Raw genomic sequence first — 13,766 nt, 5'->3', positions numbered from 1 at the left:
GATCAGGCGCCGGCCGGACCGGCGGGGGCGGCGGCCTCACGCACGGCGGCGTCCAGGTGCCGGCCGACCCGGCGGACGAGCAGTTCCATCTCGTGGGCGAGCTGGCCGACGTCGGTCTCCGCCTCGCTCAGCACGGCCAGGCGGCTGCCGTTGCCCGCCGGGGTGATGAAGAGGTAGGCGTCATCGAGCATGACCATGGTCTGCCGCACCCTCCCCACCTCGAACCGCTCCCCCGCCGCGTGGGCCAGGCTGTGGAAGCCGGAACAGACGGCGGCCAGGTGTTCGATGTCCCGTCTGCGGATCCCCTCCGAGCAGCACAGCGGCAGCCCGTCCGCGGTGAGCAGTACGGCCTGACGCACGTGGTCGGTCCTGGCCACGAGGTCGTCGAGCAGCCAGCCGAGGTCCGTCCCGGGCTGTTCGGAGGTCTTGTCAGGGCGCATCGTCGGCACCCCTCCCTTCGTCGGTGCCGGTCGGCTCAGTGGGGGTGTCGGTGGGGGTGCCGGGGTGCCCGGTGCCGGACTCGGCTCCTCGGCGCCCGCGGTCCAGCCCGCGCTGGAAGGCACCGAAGATCGCCCGCATGTCCTCGGGGCTCACCTCGCGCTCCGGGGCGCCGCCGGGCGCCGAGGGCGCTTCGCGGCGCAGTTCGGCGGCCAGGGCGGCCTGGCGTACCCGGGTGGGGAGAGCTGAGGCGGGGGGTGCGGCCTCGGCGCCGTCGGGCTCTCCGGCGGCCGGCTCACCGGAACCGGGCCGTACGGCGGCCGAGGCGGGCCGGGCCGCGCCGGTCCCGGCCGACCTCACCGACACCGCGCCGGTCCCGGCCGGCCTCACCGACAGCGCGCCCGCCGGGACGCCTCCCGACAGCGCACCGGCCGGCACCGCGGGCTCCCCTTCCGCCCTGTCCGCCTCCGTCGGCCGCGCCTCCGCCGACACCGTCTCCGCCAGCACCGTCTCCGGCAGCAGCACCACCGCCGTGGTGCCCCCGTACGGGGAGCGGCACAGGGTGACCTCGATGCCCTGGCGGGCGGCGAGGCGGCTCACCACGTACAGGCCGAGGCGGTCGTGGCGGGTCGGGTCGAAGTCGTCGGGGCGGGTGAGGGTGCGGTGGGCCTCCGCCAGCTGTTCCGGGGCGAGGCCGAGGCCCCGGTCGTCGATCTCCAGGACGAAGCCGCCGCGGGCCCGCCCGGTGCGCAGTGTCACCTGGGTGCGGGGCGGGGAGAACACGGTCGCGTTCTCCAGGAGTTCGGCGATCAGATGGACCACGTCCGCGACGGCGTCCGCGGTGACACCGACCGGTTCCATCGGCGGGACGACCACGCGCGCGTAGTCCTCGATCTCGCTGACCGCGGCGGAGACGACGTCGGCGACCGGTACCGGGCGCCGCCATCTGCGGCCTGGGGCCGCTCCGGACAGGATGATCAGGCTCTCCGCGTGCCGCCGCATCCGGGTGGTGAGGTGGTCGATGCGGAACAGCTCCTGGAGGACGTCCGGATCGTCGGTCCGCCGCTCCAGCGTGTCCACGAGCTTCAACTGCCGGTGCACCAGCGCCTGGTTGCGGCGCGCGATGTTGAGCAGTACCGCGAACAGCCCGCGCCGCAGGGTGGCCTGCTGGACGGCCGCCTCGACGGCCGCGAGCCGGGCGGCGTTGAAGGACCGGCCGACGTCTCCGATCTCGTCGGCGCCGACCTCCCCGTCCGCCAGCGGCGGCGCCTCGGCGGCCGCGTCCACGTCGTCCCCGGCGCTCAACCTCCGTATGACGGAGGGAAGCTGGTGGGTGGTGAGCAGGTCGGCGGCGTCCCGCAGCGTCTCCAGCCGGCGCGAGATGCGGCGGGCGCCGCGCACCGCGAACCACAGCGACAGCGCCACCGCGGCGAGCCCCAGCACCGCTACGACGGCGGCCTTGGTCAGCTCGTGGTAGGCGAACGCCCGCCCGCGCACCGCCGAGTTCTGCGCGGCGCGCGTGCACAACTGCATGTAGCGCTTGACCGCCCGGTCCGTGGTGGTGCGCCAGGAGTCGGCCGCGACGGCCTCGGCCGCCCCGCCCGCCCCCGCCCGCAGCAGCGCGTCCTCGCTCGTCGTCAGCCGCCGGTGCAGGTCGCCGCGCTGGAACTCCTCGAACAGCGACCGCGAGTCGGACGGCAGATCGGGCACGTAGGTCCGCTCGAAGACCCGGCGGTCCTCGATCGTCGCCGTCAGCGTGTCGTACTGGGTGTCGGTCAGCGTGCCCGCGGCCCGCGCCCCGGCGACCAGGGCGTCCTCGCGCGAGACGAACTCCCGGACCCGGACGAGCTCGACGACGACCTGGGCCTCGCGCGCCAACTGCCCCGCCTGGAGCGCGGTGAGCGCGGACGGGACGTCGAAGCCGGGCTCCACGAGTGCGCTGTAGTCGCGCACGGCCCGGTCCCACGAGACGGCGCGGGTCAGCACGCGCTCGCGCAGCCCGTCGAGCCGGCCGACGGAGGCGACCACGGCGTCCAGTACCTGCCGCTGCCGGACGGAGAGCAGGTCGCGGTCGCCGTTCTCGACGGCCTCGCGCATCGCGTCGACCGCGCGGTCGGTGCGTCGTTGCTGCGCCATCAGGTCCAGGGCGGCCACCGTACGGTGGTCCGCGCCCAGGTAGGCGGCGGAGAGCCGGCGCTCGATCTGGATCTGCCCGACCGCCGTGTCGACGGGCGTGCCGAACTCCTCGTAGACCCCCTGGAGTCTGATCAGGGCGCGCAGCTCGCCGGTGACGGACACCATGGCGAAGGTCCACAGCGTCATCAGGGCGAGCACCGGAGCGAGCGCGAGGGCCACGATCCGCGCGCGTACGGTGGTGGGACGGCCGAAGGACCAGCGCATGGTCTCCCCAGGACGGCGGTACGGTCGGGCGGCTGGGCGACGATCGGACACCCGTGGGGGTTACCCGCGGGTAGCGAGCGGCGCTCAACCTACGGGATCAGCCACCGCGACCGCAATGGTTACCTGAGGTAACTCAGCGTCACCGGGGTCGCGGCACGGCGAACTCGGTGACCACCGCCGCGTGGTCGGAGGGCCAGTCGTTGCCCGCCACGTCCGGCCACGGGCTCGGGGTCCCGGCGACGAGCGTGCGCGAGCCGAGCACGCTCAGACCGCGGTGCAGGACGTAGTCGATGCGGTCCTGCGGTTCGGGCCGCCCGCTGCCGTCCTCGTGCACCGGGTGGACCGGCGACCAGGTGTGACCGGGGTCGGCCACCGGATCCGGGTGGGCCTCCCGGTAGGAGTCGCGCAGGCCCGCCTCCTGCGCCGCCATCGTCACCGGCCACGCGACCTCCGGCCGGTCCAGGTGGGAGGGGCAGTTGAAGTCGCCGACGAGGACGACCGGCACCCCGTCGGACGCCGCCTCGTCGATCCGCCGCAGGGCGTCCCGCAGCTGCGTGAGCCGCACCTGCTCGTGGGCGATCAGCTCGGCCTCGGCGAGCCCGTCGAAGACCGACTCGTAGGGACCGTACGGCGTGTAGTGGAGGTGGGCCGTCCACACGTCGACCTGCCGGCCCGCGCCGAGCTCGATCCGGACCCCGGCCGCGCCGTAGAAGCCGACGTCGGGGTCGCCGTGGCGGGCCGTGATCGGGTGGCGGCTGATGATGCCGAGGTTCTCACCGGCCCGGTGGTGGTGCCAGCCGAGGGCGTCGGCCAGCTCCTGGGCCGCGGTGCCGCCCGTCTCCTGGAGACCGACGACGTCCGCCCCGCTCTCCAGGACCGTCTTGAGCTGCTTGGCCCGGTGGTCGTCGACCAGGCTGCCGCCGAGCCAGAGGTTCCAGCTCATGACGCACAGTCCGTACGCGACCAGGCCGCGCAGTTCCTCCGGGGTGATCCCGGCGAGGGTGGTGCGCAGGGTCCGGCCGGGGGCCGCCTCGATCGGCGCGAGCGAGGGCACGGCGAGCACCGCGCACCCGGCCGCCTCGGCGGAGGCGACGCCGGTCTCGGTGTCCTCGACGGCCACGCAGGCCGCCGGGTCCACGCCGAGGGCACGGCAGGCGGCGAGATAGGGGTCGGGGGCGGGCTTGGTGCGCTCGGTGTCGTCGGCGGTGACGGACACCGCGAAACGGTGCGCGCCGAGCGCTTCCAGCACGATGTCGGCGACGGCTCGGGGGGACGCCGTGACGAGGGCGGTGGGGACGCCTTCGCGGGCCAGCGCGTCCAGCAGGTCGAGCGCGCCGGGGCGCGGTTCGATGCCGGCCCGGACGCGGTCGGCGAACTCACGGTGCAGGACGTCGGCGACAGCCGCGGCCGGCGTGCCCGTGGCGGCGCTCAGCCAGGCGGCGGTGTGCTCGACGGGACGGCCGAGCACCTCCGTCTGGTCCGCCGCGGTCAGGGGCCGGCCGGCGACCTGTGACACCGCGTCCCACCACAGTCGCTCGGTGTCGACGAGCGTGCCGTCCATGTCGAACAGGACGGCCTGGAGCGGGAGTCGGAGGTGGGGGGTCACGTTTCTCTCTTTCGTCAAAGTGCTACGCGTCGTGCTGTGCCGTCACCGTTCGGTGCGTTCCGCCACCAGCATCGGCCGCTCCGGAAGCGACACGCTCACGGCGGTTCCGGCGCCGAGCGGTCCGGCCTCGTGGGCGGGCAGGTCGGCCTTCAGCTCGGTGCCGTCGCCGAGCCGGACGGTGAGCCGGACGACCGCGCCGAGGAAGGCCCCGGCGACCACCCGCGCGTCGCCCGACTCGTCGGCGCGCACCGACAGCGCCTCGGGCCGCACCAGTACGTCCACGTCGGGTCCGGCCGGCGCCTCCCCGTCGACCGGCAGCGACCGGCCGAGCACCTCCACCGAGGCGCCCTTGAGCGTCCCCGGTATCCGGTTCATCGTGCCGACGAACTCGGCGACGAACGCGGTGGCGGGGCGCCCGTACAACTCGGCGGGCTCGGCGCACTGTTCGAGCCTCCCGGCCCGCATCACCGCGACCCGGTCGGCCATGGACAGCGCCTCCTCCTGGTCGTGCGTGACGAAGAGGGTGGTGATGCCCAGTTCCAGCTGGAGCCGCCGGATCTCCTCGCGCAGGCTGAGGCGCACCTTGGCGTCGAGCGCCGACAGCGGCTCGTCGAGGAGCAGGACGCGGGGCCGCAGGGCGAGCGCGCGGGCGAGCGCGACGCGCTGCTGCTGGCCGCCGGAGAGCTGGTGCGGGTAGCGCTCGGCCTTGTCGCCGAGCCCGACCAGGTCCAGCAACTCGGCCGCCTGTGCGCGCCGTTCGGCCGTACGCACCTTGCGCATCCGCATCCCGAAGGCCACGTTGTCGAGGGCGCTGAGGTGCGGGAAGAGGCTGTACGACTGGAAGACCATCCCGGCGTCGCGGCGGTGCGCCGGGACACCGGTGACGTCCCGGCCGTCCACCAGGACCTCGCCCGAGTCCGGGTGCTCGAAGCCGGCGAGCATGCGCAGCGCGGTGGTCTTGCCGCAGCCTGACGGGCCGAGCAGCGCGAGGAACTCCCCGGGCCGGACGGTCAGGTCGAGCCCGTCGAGGGCGACGGTCGCGCCGAACTCCCGGCGCAGGCCGCGGAACTCGACGGTGGCGGCCTTCTCCGACGTGGTCTTCTCACGTGTGGTGGCGGTCATGAGTCATCCCTGGGAAGCGGTACGGGAGCGGCCGCCGACTCCGGCGAGCGCGAGGAGCAGGGCCCATGTGACGAGCAGGCTGAGCACGGACACGGCGACGGAGAGCTGGGCCTGCGAGCCGCCGACGCTGTAGATCCACACGGCGAACGGCCGGAAGCCCAGCAGCTGGGCCACGGTGAACTCGCCGAGCACCAGCGCCAGCGTGAGGAAGCCCGCGTTCAGCAGCGCCCCGCGCAGATTGGGCAGCACGGCCCGCACCAGGGCCTGCGGCCAGCTCGCCCCACAACTGCGGGCGGCCTCGACGAGGGTACGGACGTCGATGGCGCGCAGCCCGGAGTCCAGGGCCCGGTACACGAACGGCAGCGCCATCACCACGTAGGCGAGGACGAGCACGAACGGGAAGTCGGGGTTCTGGATGGCCACGAACGTCTGGAACAGCGGGGTGCGCGAAAGGTGGTCGGGCCCCCACTTCAGGACCGTGGCGATGCCCGCCACGAACGCGATCGGCGGGACGACCAGGGGCAGCGAGCAGACCACCTCGACCACCGGCCGCAGCCGGGGCGCGCCGAGCCGCAGCGCGACCATGGCGGGCACCATCAGCAGCAGCACCAGGGCGATGGTGGCGGCGGCCAGTTCCAGGGAGAGCACCAGGCTGGAGACGAAGCCGTCGGTGGAGACGATCTGGCTGTAGGCGTCGAAGCTGATCCCGCCCGGCACGTCGACCGTGAAGACCAGGGACGCGCCGAGCGGCACCAGGAAGTAGACGGCGGCGAGGGCGAGGACGACCCAGCGCCACAGATTCAGGCGAGCCATCGCGCGCTCCGTCGTTGCAGGGGCAGGTACACCGCCATGACGAGGCCCGCGATGAGGACCATGTCGAGGCTGAGGGCGAGCGCCACGTTCTCCTGGCCGACCAGCACGTTGCCGGAGATGGCGTCGGCGATCTGGAGGGTGACCAGCGGCACCGAACTGCCCACCATGGCCGCGGCGGTGGCGTACGCGGCGAACGCGCTGCCGAAGAGCAGGACGAAGCCGCCGAGCAGGGACGGCGCGAGGACCGGGAGGGCGATGTGCCGCCAGTACTGGACGCCGGTGGCGCCGTTGTTCTGCGCCGCCTCGCGCCACTGGGAGCGCAGGCCCTCCAGGGCCGGCGTGATGGTGAGGACCATCAGCGGGATCAGGAAGTACAGGTAGACGAGAACGAGTCCCCAGAAGCTGTACAGGTCCCAGCCCTTGTCCTTCAGGCCCAGGTGGGTGGTCAGCACACCAGCGTTGCCGAGGGTGGCGACGAACGCGAACGCGAGCGGGACCCCGCCGAAGTTGGCGAGGACACCGGAGGCGGTGAGCACGGCCTCGCGCAGCGCACGGGAGCGGGAGGTCACCACGGCCTGGGCGAGCGGCAGTCCGAGGACGGTCGCGATGCCCGCGGCCAGGGCCGACAGCTTGACGCTGCCGAGGAGCGCGGTGAGATAGGCCCCCCGCACGGAGGTGCTCAGGTTCGCCGCGGTGTACGACGTGGCGCCCGTCGTCTGGTCCTTGACCGTGAAGGCGCCGTTCAGCATCGCCAGGGCGGGGATCCCGAAGGCGATCGCGGTGAAGACCAGCAGCGGGACCACCGCGAGCCAGCCGGGGGCGCGGCGCCGCCGCTTCGGTGAGGAAGCGGCGGGCGCCACGTCCGCCCTCGTGAGAGTGGCGGTCATCCGGAGACGGCCTTCGCCCAGCCCTGCGCGAGGACCGTCTTGGCCTTGCTCTGCTGGGCCTCGCTCGGGAAGGACGGGGTGCCGGTGACCTTCGGGAGCTTGGCGGCGGCGGCCGTGTCGAGCGTGCCGGCCTTGTCCATGGCGGGCATCAGGGTCGGGCGGGCGTACCCCTTGAGCCACAGGTTCTGGCCCTCGGCGCTGTAGAGGTACTCCTCCCACAGGCGGGCGGCCGCCGGGTGCGGGGCGTCCTTGTTGATGGCCTGGGAGTAGTACTGCGAGAACTGGCCGTCGCTGGGCACCGAGACCTTCCAGTCCACGCCCTTGGACTTGAACTCGTCGGCGTAGCCGGCGTTGAGGTAGTCCCAGTCGATGCTGATCGGCGTCTCGCCCTTCTCGACGGTCGCCGGGGTCGACTCGACGGGCGTGTAGTTGCCGTTCTTCTTGAGCTTGGCGAAGAAGTCCAGGCCGGGCTGGATGTCGTCGAAGGAGCCGCCGCCCGCGACCGCGGCCGCGTACACGCCGCCGAACGCCGAACCCGACTTGGTGGGGTTGCCGTTGAGGGCGACCTGGCCCTTGTACTGCGGCTTGAGCAGGTCGGCGAAGGTGGTCGGGCAGGTCTTGACCCGCTTGGCGTCGCAGCCGATGGAGATGTAGCCGCCGTAGTCGTTGTACCAGCGGGCCTGGGCGTCCTTCTGCTCGGCCGGGATGTCGGCGTAGGAGGCCACCTTGTACGGCGCGAGCAGCCCCTGCTGGGCGGCGCTGAGGGCGAAGGAGCTGCCCACGTCGAGCACGTCCGGCGCGCGGTCCTGGCCCTTGCGCGAGGTCACCGCGGTGATCTCGTCCTGGCTGGAACCGTCCGGGTTCTCGACCTCGATCTTGATGCCGTACTTCTTCTGGAAGCCGTCGATGAGGGCACCGTAGTTGGCCCAGTCGCGGGGAATCGCGATGGCGTGGAGCGTGCCCTCCTTCTTCGCGGCGGCGACGAGCTGGGACATGCCGCCGAAGTCGGCGGCGGAGGTGGCGGTGGCGGCGTTCTTGCCGTCGGTGGTGGTCGACGCGTTGTCGGGAGCGGCGCCGCAGGCGCTCAGGGCGAGCACGGCGACGACGGCGAGGGCACCGCCGAGGGCGGTGGTTCTCGACAGGGACACGGTCACAGCTTCTCCAGGGGACGCACGAGGGTTCAGGAGGACGAACAGTCGAGCAGCAACTCGTCCGACGAACTTGTCTGAACAAGTTGGCCTCAGTACGCCCGCTGCCGGTGTCGTGACGGTAAACAGTGCCGAAACCCTGGGCCCCGATCTCCTGCACGTTCGTGCCGTGCGACCGGCCGGGCAATAAGTCGATTAGGCTGCTCACGCTGTGCACAGGGGTTGATTCAGAGGGGACGTATGGCGGCACGACACGAGGAGATCGCCGAGGAACTGCGGCAGGCGATCGACCGCGAGGAGTACACCGTCGGCAGCCTGCTGCCCGCGGAGACGGAGCTCGCGGCCCACTACGGCGTCTCGCGCGGCACGGTCCGCCAGGCCGTCGCGGCCCTCACCGCCGAAGGCCTCATCGGATCACGTCAGGGCGCCCGCCGGGTGGTCCTCGCCAGCCGCCGCAGCCAGAGCTTCGAGGAGCTGCGCTCCTTCGCCCAGTGGGCGCGCGCGATGGGCCGCGTCGCGAGTGGACAGGTGGTCGCGCAGGAGTACCGTCCGGCCACCAAGGAGGACGCGGTACGCCTCCAACTGCGCGAGTCGGCCCCGGTGTTGCACGTCCTACGGGTGCGCGGGCTGGACGGCGAGCCGGTGCTGCTGGAGCGGACGGTGTACGCGGACTGGATCTCCCCTGCGGTCGAGGCCGTGGAGCCGGACTGCCCGTCCGTCACCCAGCGCCTCTTCGACGACACGGGTCTGGTCTTCGCCTACGGCGAGCACGTCATCGACGCGGTGGCCGCGGGCGCCCAGGACGCGGAGCTGCTCGGCATCCGCCGGACGAGCCCGCTGCTCCGGGTCCGCCGGGTGACGACCACCCGGGACGGGCGTCCGGTGGAGTGGTCGGACGACCGCTACCGCTCGGACGCGGTGAGCTTCAGCGTGCACAACTCGATAGGGAACAACGCGCTGGCCCGCAAGACGGCCGGCTGAGCCGTTCCAGGGACGGTCGACGGGGCGGCTCAGGGCAGGTCAGGGACGGTCGACGGGCCGGCTCAGCGCAGGTCAGGGGCGGGTCGGCTCAGGTGACGTCGTGTCCCGTCACGTCACGTCGGGGAACCCGAGGAGAACCGTCGCAGCAGGGGCGACAGCACGAGCACGGACTTCGTCCGCTCCACGAACGGCTCCCCCGCGATCCGCTCCAGCACCCGCTCGAAGTGGCGCATGTCGGAGGCGAACACCTGGACGATCGCGTCCGCGTCCCCGGTGACGGTGGACGCGGCCACGACCTCCTGGTACCGCTCCAGACCCCGCTGGATGGTCTCCGGCGAGGTGTTGCTCCGGCAGTAGACCTCGACGAACCCCTCGGTCTCCCAGCCGAGCGCGGCCGGGTCCACCCGGACGGTGAAGCCGGTGATGGCGCCGGTGGCACGCAGCCGGTCCACGCGCCGCTTCACCGCGGGCGCGGACAGGCCGACCAGCTGCCCGATGTCCGCGTAGGAGCGGCGCGCGTCCTCGGCAAGGGCGTGCACGATGCGTTCGTCGAGATCGTTCAGCACTGCGGGTGGTTCACTTCTCCGGAGTCGCGAGTCGGGAACGGCGAGGGCCGTACACGAAGTAGAACACGAGCCCGGCCGCCGTCCGGACTCCGAAGACCATGCAGGTGAGCGCCGCCCCGCGCGGGCAGGGGGCTTGGCCCCGGTCAGCTCCAGCTGGCGTGCAGCGGCTTGCCCTCGGCGTAGCCCGCGGCGCTCTGGATGCCGACGACGGACTTCTCGGCGAACTCCTCCAGCGAGCCCGCGCCGGCGTAGGTGCAGGAGGAACGGACGCCCGCGATGATCGAGTCGATCAGGTCCTCGACGCCCGGACGGGCCGGGTCGAGGAACATCCGGGAGGTCGAGATGCCCTCCTCGAACAGCGCCTTGCGGGCGCGGTCGTACGCCGACTCGTCCGACGTACGGTTGCGCACGGCGCGCGCGGACGCCATGCCGAACGACTCCTTGTAGAGGCGGCCGCCGGCGTCCTGCTGGAGGTCGCCCGGGGACTCGTACGTACCCGCGAACCACGAGCCGATCATCACGTTGGACGCGCCGGCCGCGAGAGCCATCGCCACGTCACGCGGGTGGCGGACACCGCCGTCGGCCCACACATGCTTGCCGTACTTCTTCGCCTCGGCCGCGCACTCCAGGACGGCCGAGAACTGCGGCCGGCCCACGCCGGTCATCATCCGGGTGGTGCACATGGCGCCGGGGCCGACACCGACCTTGATGATGTCCGCGCCGGCCTCGATCAGGTCCCGCACCCCCTCGGCGGCGACGATGTTGCCGGCGGCGATCGGGACCTGCGGGTCGAGCGCGCGGACCGTCCTGATCGCGCTGAGCATCGACTCCTGGTGGCCGTGCGCGGTGTCGATGACGAGCGTGTCGACGCCCGCGTCCAGCAGCTGCTTGGCCTTGCCCGCGACGTCGCCGTTGATGCCGACGGCGGCGGCGACGCGCAGCCTGCCGTTCGCGTCGACGGCGGGCGTGTACAGCGTGGCCCGCAGGGCGCCCTTGCGGGTCAGGATGCCGGCCAGCCTGCCGTCCTCGTCGACGGCCGGAGCGTAGCGCCGGTTGGCCGCGTCGAGGCGGTTGAAGGCCTCGCGCGGGTCGATGTCCGCGTCGAGCAGCAGCAGGTCACGGGACATGACCTCACCGAGCTGCGTGAAGCGGTCCACGCCGGTGAGGTCCGTGTCGGTGACGACGCCGACCGGGCGGGTGTCCTCGTCCACGACGACGCCCGCGTTGTGCGCGCGCTTGGGCAGCAGGGCGAGCGCGTCGGCGACGGTCTGGTGCGGGCTCAGCACGATCGGGGTGTCGAGGACCAGGTGGCGGCTCTTCACCCAGGAGACGACCTCGGTGATGACGTCGATCGGGATGTCCTGCGGGATGACCACGAGTCCGCCGCGCCGGGCCACCGTCTCGGCCATGCGGCGGCCGGCGATGGCGGTCATGTTGGCGACGACCAGCGGGATCGTCGTGCCCGTGCCGTCCGGGGAGCTGAGGTCCACGCCCTGTCGCGAGCCGACGGCGCTGCGGTTCGGCACCATGAAGACGTCGTCGTACGTCAGGTCGTACGGGGGCTTGATGTCGTTGAGGAAACGCACGTGCTGCACATCCCAGTCGATCAGAGGTGGCCCCCGGACAGGTCAGCCAGGGGGAAAGAGCACGTACTTCATTCTCCCATGCCGTCGGCCCTCTCATCCCCCGACAGAACATCCAGGCTGGTCAGAGGCGCCTTAGGAGGATCCTCCAAGAGCCAGCGCCACGCAGAGCGCCGGGAGTGCGTCCACCGCCTGGGCGAAGACCTCCTGGGCCGTCCGCCACTCCCGCGGGCGGGTCCTCGCGTACGCCTGCCAGCCCCGGACGACGACCAGGAGCCCCTTCTCCCTGGCGGCCTCGGGCCAGACGGAGGGGTCGGAGAGGCTGTCGGCGAGCGCGTCCCAGTTGCGCCCGAACCAGTCGGGCAGGTCGAGCGCGCGGGCGCAGCGGTCCATCAGGTCCGCCTTGTCGGTGACGCCGTCGAGATCCAGCAGGACGACATGCCGGCCGGTCAGGTCGTCGGTCATCTCAGCACCGCCCGGAACGAGTCGTAGTGATCGTCGGTGTAGTAGAACTCGTCGCCCTGTCCGGTGACGATGCGCCGGGCACCGCGGTCGCGCGAGCCCGGCGTCCGGACGGTGTATTCGTGGTAGTAGCCCCGCTGGTGCGAGGGCAGCAGTCCTTCGAAGTTCCCGAAGACCGCACCGTCCTTGGCGTACGGGAAGGGGCCGCCCCGGTCGATGAGGTCGAGCGTTTGCCGGGCCTCGACCGGGAGCCGGGACGCCTGGACGGTGTCCAGGGAGCCGGCCCACGTGGGGGTGGCGGTGGCGTGGGCCGCGCCACCGGCCGGGGCCTGCGTCGAGGCGCAGCCCGCCAGCAGGACGGTGAGACAGACCAGTGCCCCCGCGAACACGCGGGGGACGAACCGCAGCAGCATGCCCCGATGCTGTCACGGCCGTCCCCGTCATGACCTGTCGTCCGCGCCCTTCCGGGCCCGTCCGTCCGTACTCCCCGTGACCCGTCCGGCCCGGCCCGTCGCGCCCTGTCCGCCGCAGCCGTCCGTGCCCGCCCGCCCTACGCGACCGCGCCCGTCCGCCGCGCTCGACCGCGCCTGAGCGCCGTACCCGCCGTGCCCGCCGTGCCCCGTCCGCCGTACTCGACCGTGCCTGACCGTGGCCGTCAGGGTCCGTCGGGGTCCGCCCGGTTGAGCGCGGGCCTCGGCATCGGTCCCGCCGTCAGCAGATAGTCCGCGGCGGACGTGTCCGTCACCAGGCTGGTGACGAGGCCGGACCGCAGCACCGCGTCGATCGCGGACGCCTTGCGCTGGCCGCCCGCGATGGCGACGACCTCGGGGATCCGGCGGAGCTGGTCCGCCTTCACGGTGATGCACCGCTCGCCCAGGTCCCGGCCGACCCGGCGGCCCTCGGTGTCGAAGAGGTGCGCGGACATCTCGGCGGCGACACCGAGCGAGGCGTAGTGCGCCCGCTCCTCGTCGCTGAGCATGTCGTGCACCGTCGAGATGCCCGGCTCCCAGGAGCCGATGGAGACACAGGCGACCGTGACCTTGTCGAAGTACTCGAAGGCGCGGGCGATGCCGGTCTGGTTGCGCAGCGCGGCCGCGGTGGCCGCGTCCGGCAGCAGCATCGGCGCGTAGATCGGATGGGCGTCGCCGCCCGACACCTGTGCGGCGCGCCGCACGGCCTCCACCGAACCGCGCTCGGCGGTCCCCGCGTCGTACACCCCGGTCAACTGCACCACCGTGCACGGCGGCAGCCGGTCGAGGGCGGCCGCCATGTGGATCGTGGACCGACCCCAGGCCAGACCCAGCACGTCCCCTTCGTTGAGGAGCTCACCGAGCAGGTCGGCTGCCACTTCCCCCAGGTTCTCGGGATCGGGTGTCTCCTCGGCATCGGCCGGGGACTCGACCACGACGGCGTGCCTGAGGCCGTACCGGGCACGGAGCGCGTCGGAGCGCTCGGCGTCCAGTTCGGCCGGCACGCGGATCTCGATGCGTACGAGATCCCGTTCGAGGGCCGTCTCCAGGACCCGGGCCACCTTGAAGCGGCTGACGCCGAACTCCTCCGCGATCTGGATCTTGGACTTGCCCTCGAGGTAGAAGCGGCGGGCCATGGCCGCCGCCTGCACCAGCTCAGCGGGTCCCATCCGCATGGCTGACCGGCCCGCCGACATACCCGACACGGCGATCTCCTCACTGCTGTTCACACTCTGGATTCGCCGTTCATCCTTGCAGATCCGGCGCACTTGATCGGCCCTGCCGGCCGCC

General features: G+C 72.6%; 13 protein-coding genes. 1 reads left to right on the top strand and 12 read right to left on the bottom strand.

Annotated elements, in window-relative coordinates; all coding sequences use genetic code 11:
- Positions 1-2: 2 nt before the first annotated feature.
- The 7 genes from ACWCQK_RS20405 to ACWCQK_RS20375 form a co-directional block, all read right to left on the bottom strand.
- Positions 3-440, bottom strand: a complete 438-nt coding sequence (locus ACWCQK_RS20405; protein ID WP_451156721.1) for a roadblock/LC7 domain-containing protein — start codon at positions 438-440, stop codon at positions 3-5.
- Complete coding sequence (locus ACWCQK_RS20400; protein ID WP_451156719.1) at positions 430-2,838, bottom strand: sensor histidine kinase; 2,409 nt, start codon at positions 2,836-2,838, stop codon at positions 430-432. Before ACWCQK_RS20400 ends, ACWCQK_RS20405 begins: the two co-directional genes overlap by 11 nt.
- A 139-nt stretch (positions 2,839-2,977) precedes the next feature.
- Entirely contained in the window at positions 2,978-4,444 is a 1,467-nt protein-coding gene (locus ACWCQK_RS20395) for an HAD-IA family hydrolase (RefSeq protein ID WP_451156717.1), read from the bottom strand.
- Between the two features lie 42 nt (positions 4,445-4,486).
- Entirely contained in the window at positions 4,487-5,566 is a 1,080-nt protein-coding gene (locus tag ACWCQK_RS20390; protein ID WP_451156715.1) for an ABC transporter ATP-binding protein, read from the bottom strand.
- 3 nt (positions 5,567-5,569) lie between these two features.
- Positions 5,570-6,379, bottom strand: a complete 810-nt coding sequence (locus ACWCQK_RS20385) for an ABC transporter permease (RefSeq protein ID WP_451156713.1) — start codon at positions 6,377-6,379, stop codon at positions 5,570-5,572.
- Entirely contained in the window at positions 6,367-7,266 is a 900-nt protein-coding gene (locus tag ACWCQK_RS20380) for an ABC transporter permease (protein WP_451156711.1), read from the bottom strand. The genes ACWCQK_RS20385 and ACWCQK_RS20380 overlap by 13 nt, the downstream gene beginning before the upstream one ends.
- Positions 7,263-8,420, bottom strand: a complete 1,158-nt coding sequence (locus ACWCQK_RS20375; RefSeq protein ID WP_451156709.1) for an ABC transporter substrate-binding protein — start codon at positions 8,418-8,420, stop codon at positions 7,263-7,265. Before ACWCQK_RS20375 ends, ACWCQK_RS20380 begins: the two co-directional genes overlap by 4 nt.
- Positions 8,421-8,654: 234 nt before the next feature.
- On the opposite strand from ACWCQK_RS20375, the gene ACWCQK_RS20370 reads away from it, so the two are divergent.
- Positions 8,655-9,395 carry a GntR family transcriptional regulator gene (locus ACWCQK_RS20370; protein ID WP_451156707.1) on the top strand — a complete coding sequence of 247 codons (741 nt, stop codon included), beginning with the start codon at positions 8,655-8,657 and terminating at the stop codon, positions 9,393-9,395.
- A gap of 113 nt (positions 9,396-9,508) precedes the next feature.
- On the opposite strand, the gene ACWCQK_RS20365 is transcribed toward ACWCQK_RS20370, so the two are convergent.
- The 5 genes from ACWCQK_RS20365 to ACWCQK_RS20345 all read right to left on the bottom strand — a co-directional run bounded on the left by ACWCQK_RS20365 (position 9,509) and on the right by ACWCQK_RS20345 (position 13,705).
- Positions 9,509-9,961: an Lrp/AsnC family transcriptional regulator gene (locus tag ACWCQK_RS20365; RefSeq protein WP_385789326.1), complete on the bottom strand. Its 453-nt coding sequence runs from the start codon at positions 9,959-9,961 to the stop codon at positions 9,509-9,511.
- Between the two features lie 143 nt (positions 9,962-10,104).
- Positions 10,105-11,547: a GuaB1 family IMP dehydrogenase-related protein gene (locus tag ACWCQK_RS20360; protein ID WP_451156874.1), complete on the bottom strand. Its 1,443-nt coding sequence runs from the start codon at positions 11,545-11,547 to the stop codon at positions 10,105-10,107.
- A gap of 132 nt (positions 11,548-11,679) precedes the next feature.
- A complete protein-coding gene (locus tag ACWCQK_RS20355) occupies positions 11,680-12,009 on the bottom strand; it encodes a barstar family protein (protein ID WP_451156705.1) in 330 nt (109 codons plus the stop codon).
- The gene (locus ACWCQK_RS20350) at positions 12,006-12,419 is read right to left on the bottom strand and encodes a ribonuclease domain-containing protein (protein ID WP_451156703.1); all 414 of its coding nucleotides are present in this window, start codon (positions 12,417-12,419) and stop codon (positions 12,006-12,008) included. The genes ACWCQK_RS20355 and ACWCQK_RS20350 overlap by 4 nt, the downstream gene beginning before the upstream one ends.
- 242 nt (positions 12,420-12,661) lie before the next feature.
- A complete protein-coding gene (locus ACWCQK_RS20345) occupies positions 12,662-13,705 on the bottom strand; it encodes a sugar-binding transcriptional regulator (protein ID WP_451156701.1) in 1,044 nt (347 codons plus the stop codon).
- Positions 13,706-13,766 lie beyond the last annotated feature (61 nt).

This window comes from Streptomyces sp. NPDC002306, assembly GCF_053593435.1.
The sequence above is the reverse complement of the archived record's forward strand: the minus strand, read 5'-3'. Positions and strand labels throughout refer to the sequence as shown.

Bases quoted from the DNA above. Each gene is read 5' to 3' on its own strand.
- ACWCQK_RS20405 (WP_451156721.1), bottom strand. From the start codon at position 440: ATGCGCCCTGACAAGACCTCCGAACAGCCCGGGACGGACCTCGGCTGG.
- ACWCQK_RS20400 (WP_451156719.1), bottom strand. From the start codon at position 2,838: ATGCGCTGGTCCTTCGGCCGTCCCACCACCGTACGCGCGCGGATCGTG.
- ACWCQK_RS20390 (WP_451156715.1), bottom strand. From the start codon at position 5,566: ATGACCGCCACCACACGTGAGAAGACCACGTCGGAGAAGGCCGCCACC.
- ACWCQK_RS20385 (WP_451156713.1), bottom strand. From the start codon at position 6,379: ATGGCTCGCCTGAATCTGTGGCGCTGGGTCGTCCTCGCCCTCGCCGCC.
- ACWCQK_RS20380 (WP_451156711.1), bottom strand. From the start codon at position 7,266: ATGACCGCCACTCTCACGAGGGCGGACGTGGCGCCCGCCGCTTCCTCA.
- ACWCQK_RS20370 (WP_451156707.1), top strand. From the start codon at position 8,655: ATGGCGGCACGACACGAGGAGATCGCCGAGGAACTGCGGCAGGCGATC.
- ACWCQK_RS20355 (WP_451156705.1), bottom strand. From the start codon at position 12,009: ATGACCGACGACCTGACCGGCCGGCATGTCGTCCTGCTGGATCTCGAC.
- ACWCQK_RS20350 (WP_451156703.1), bottom strand. From the start codon at position 12,419: ATGCTGCTGCGGTTCGTCCCCCGCGTGTTCGCGGGGGCACTGGTCTGT.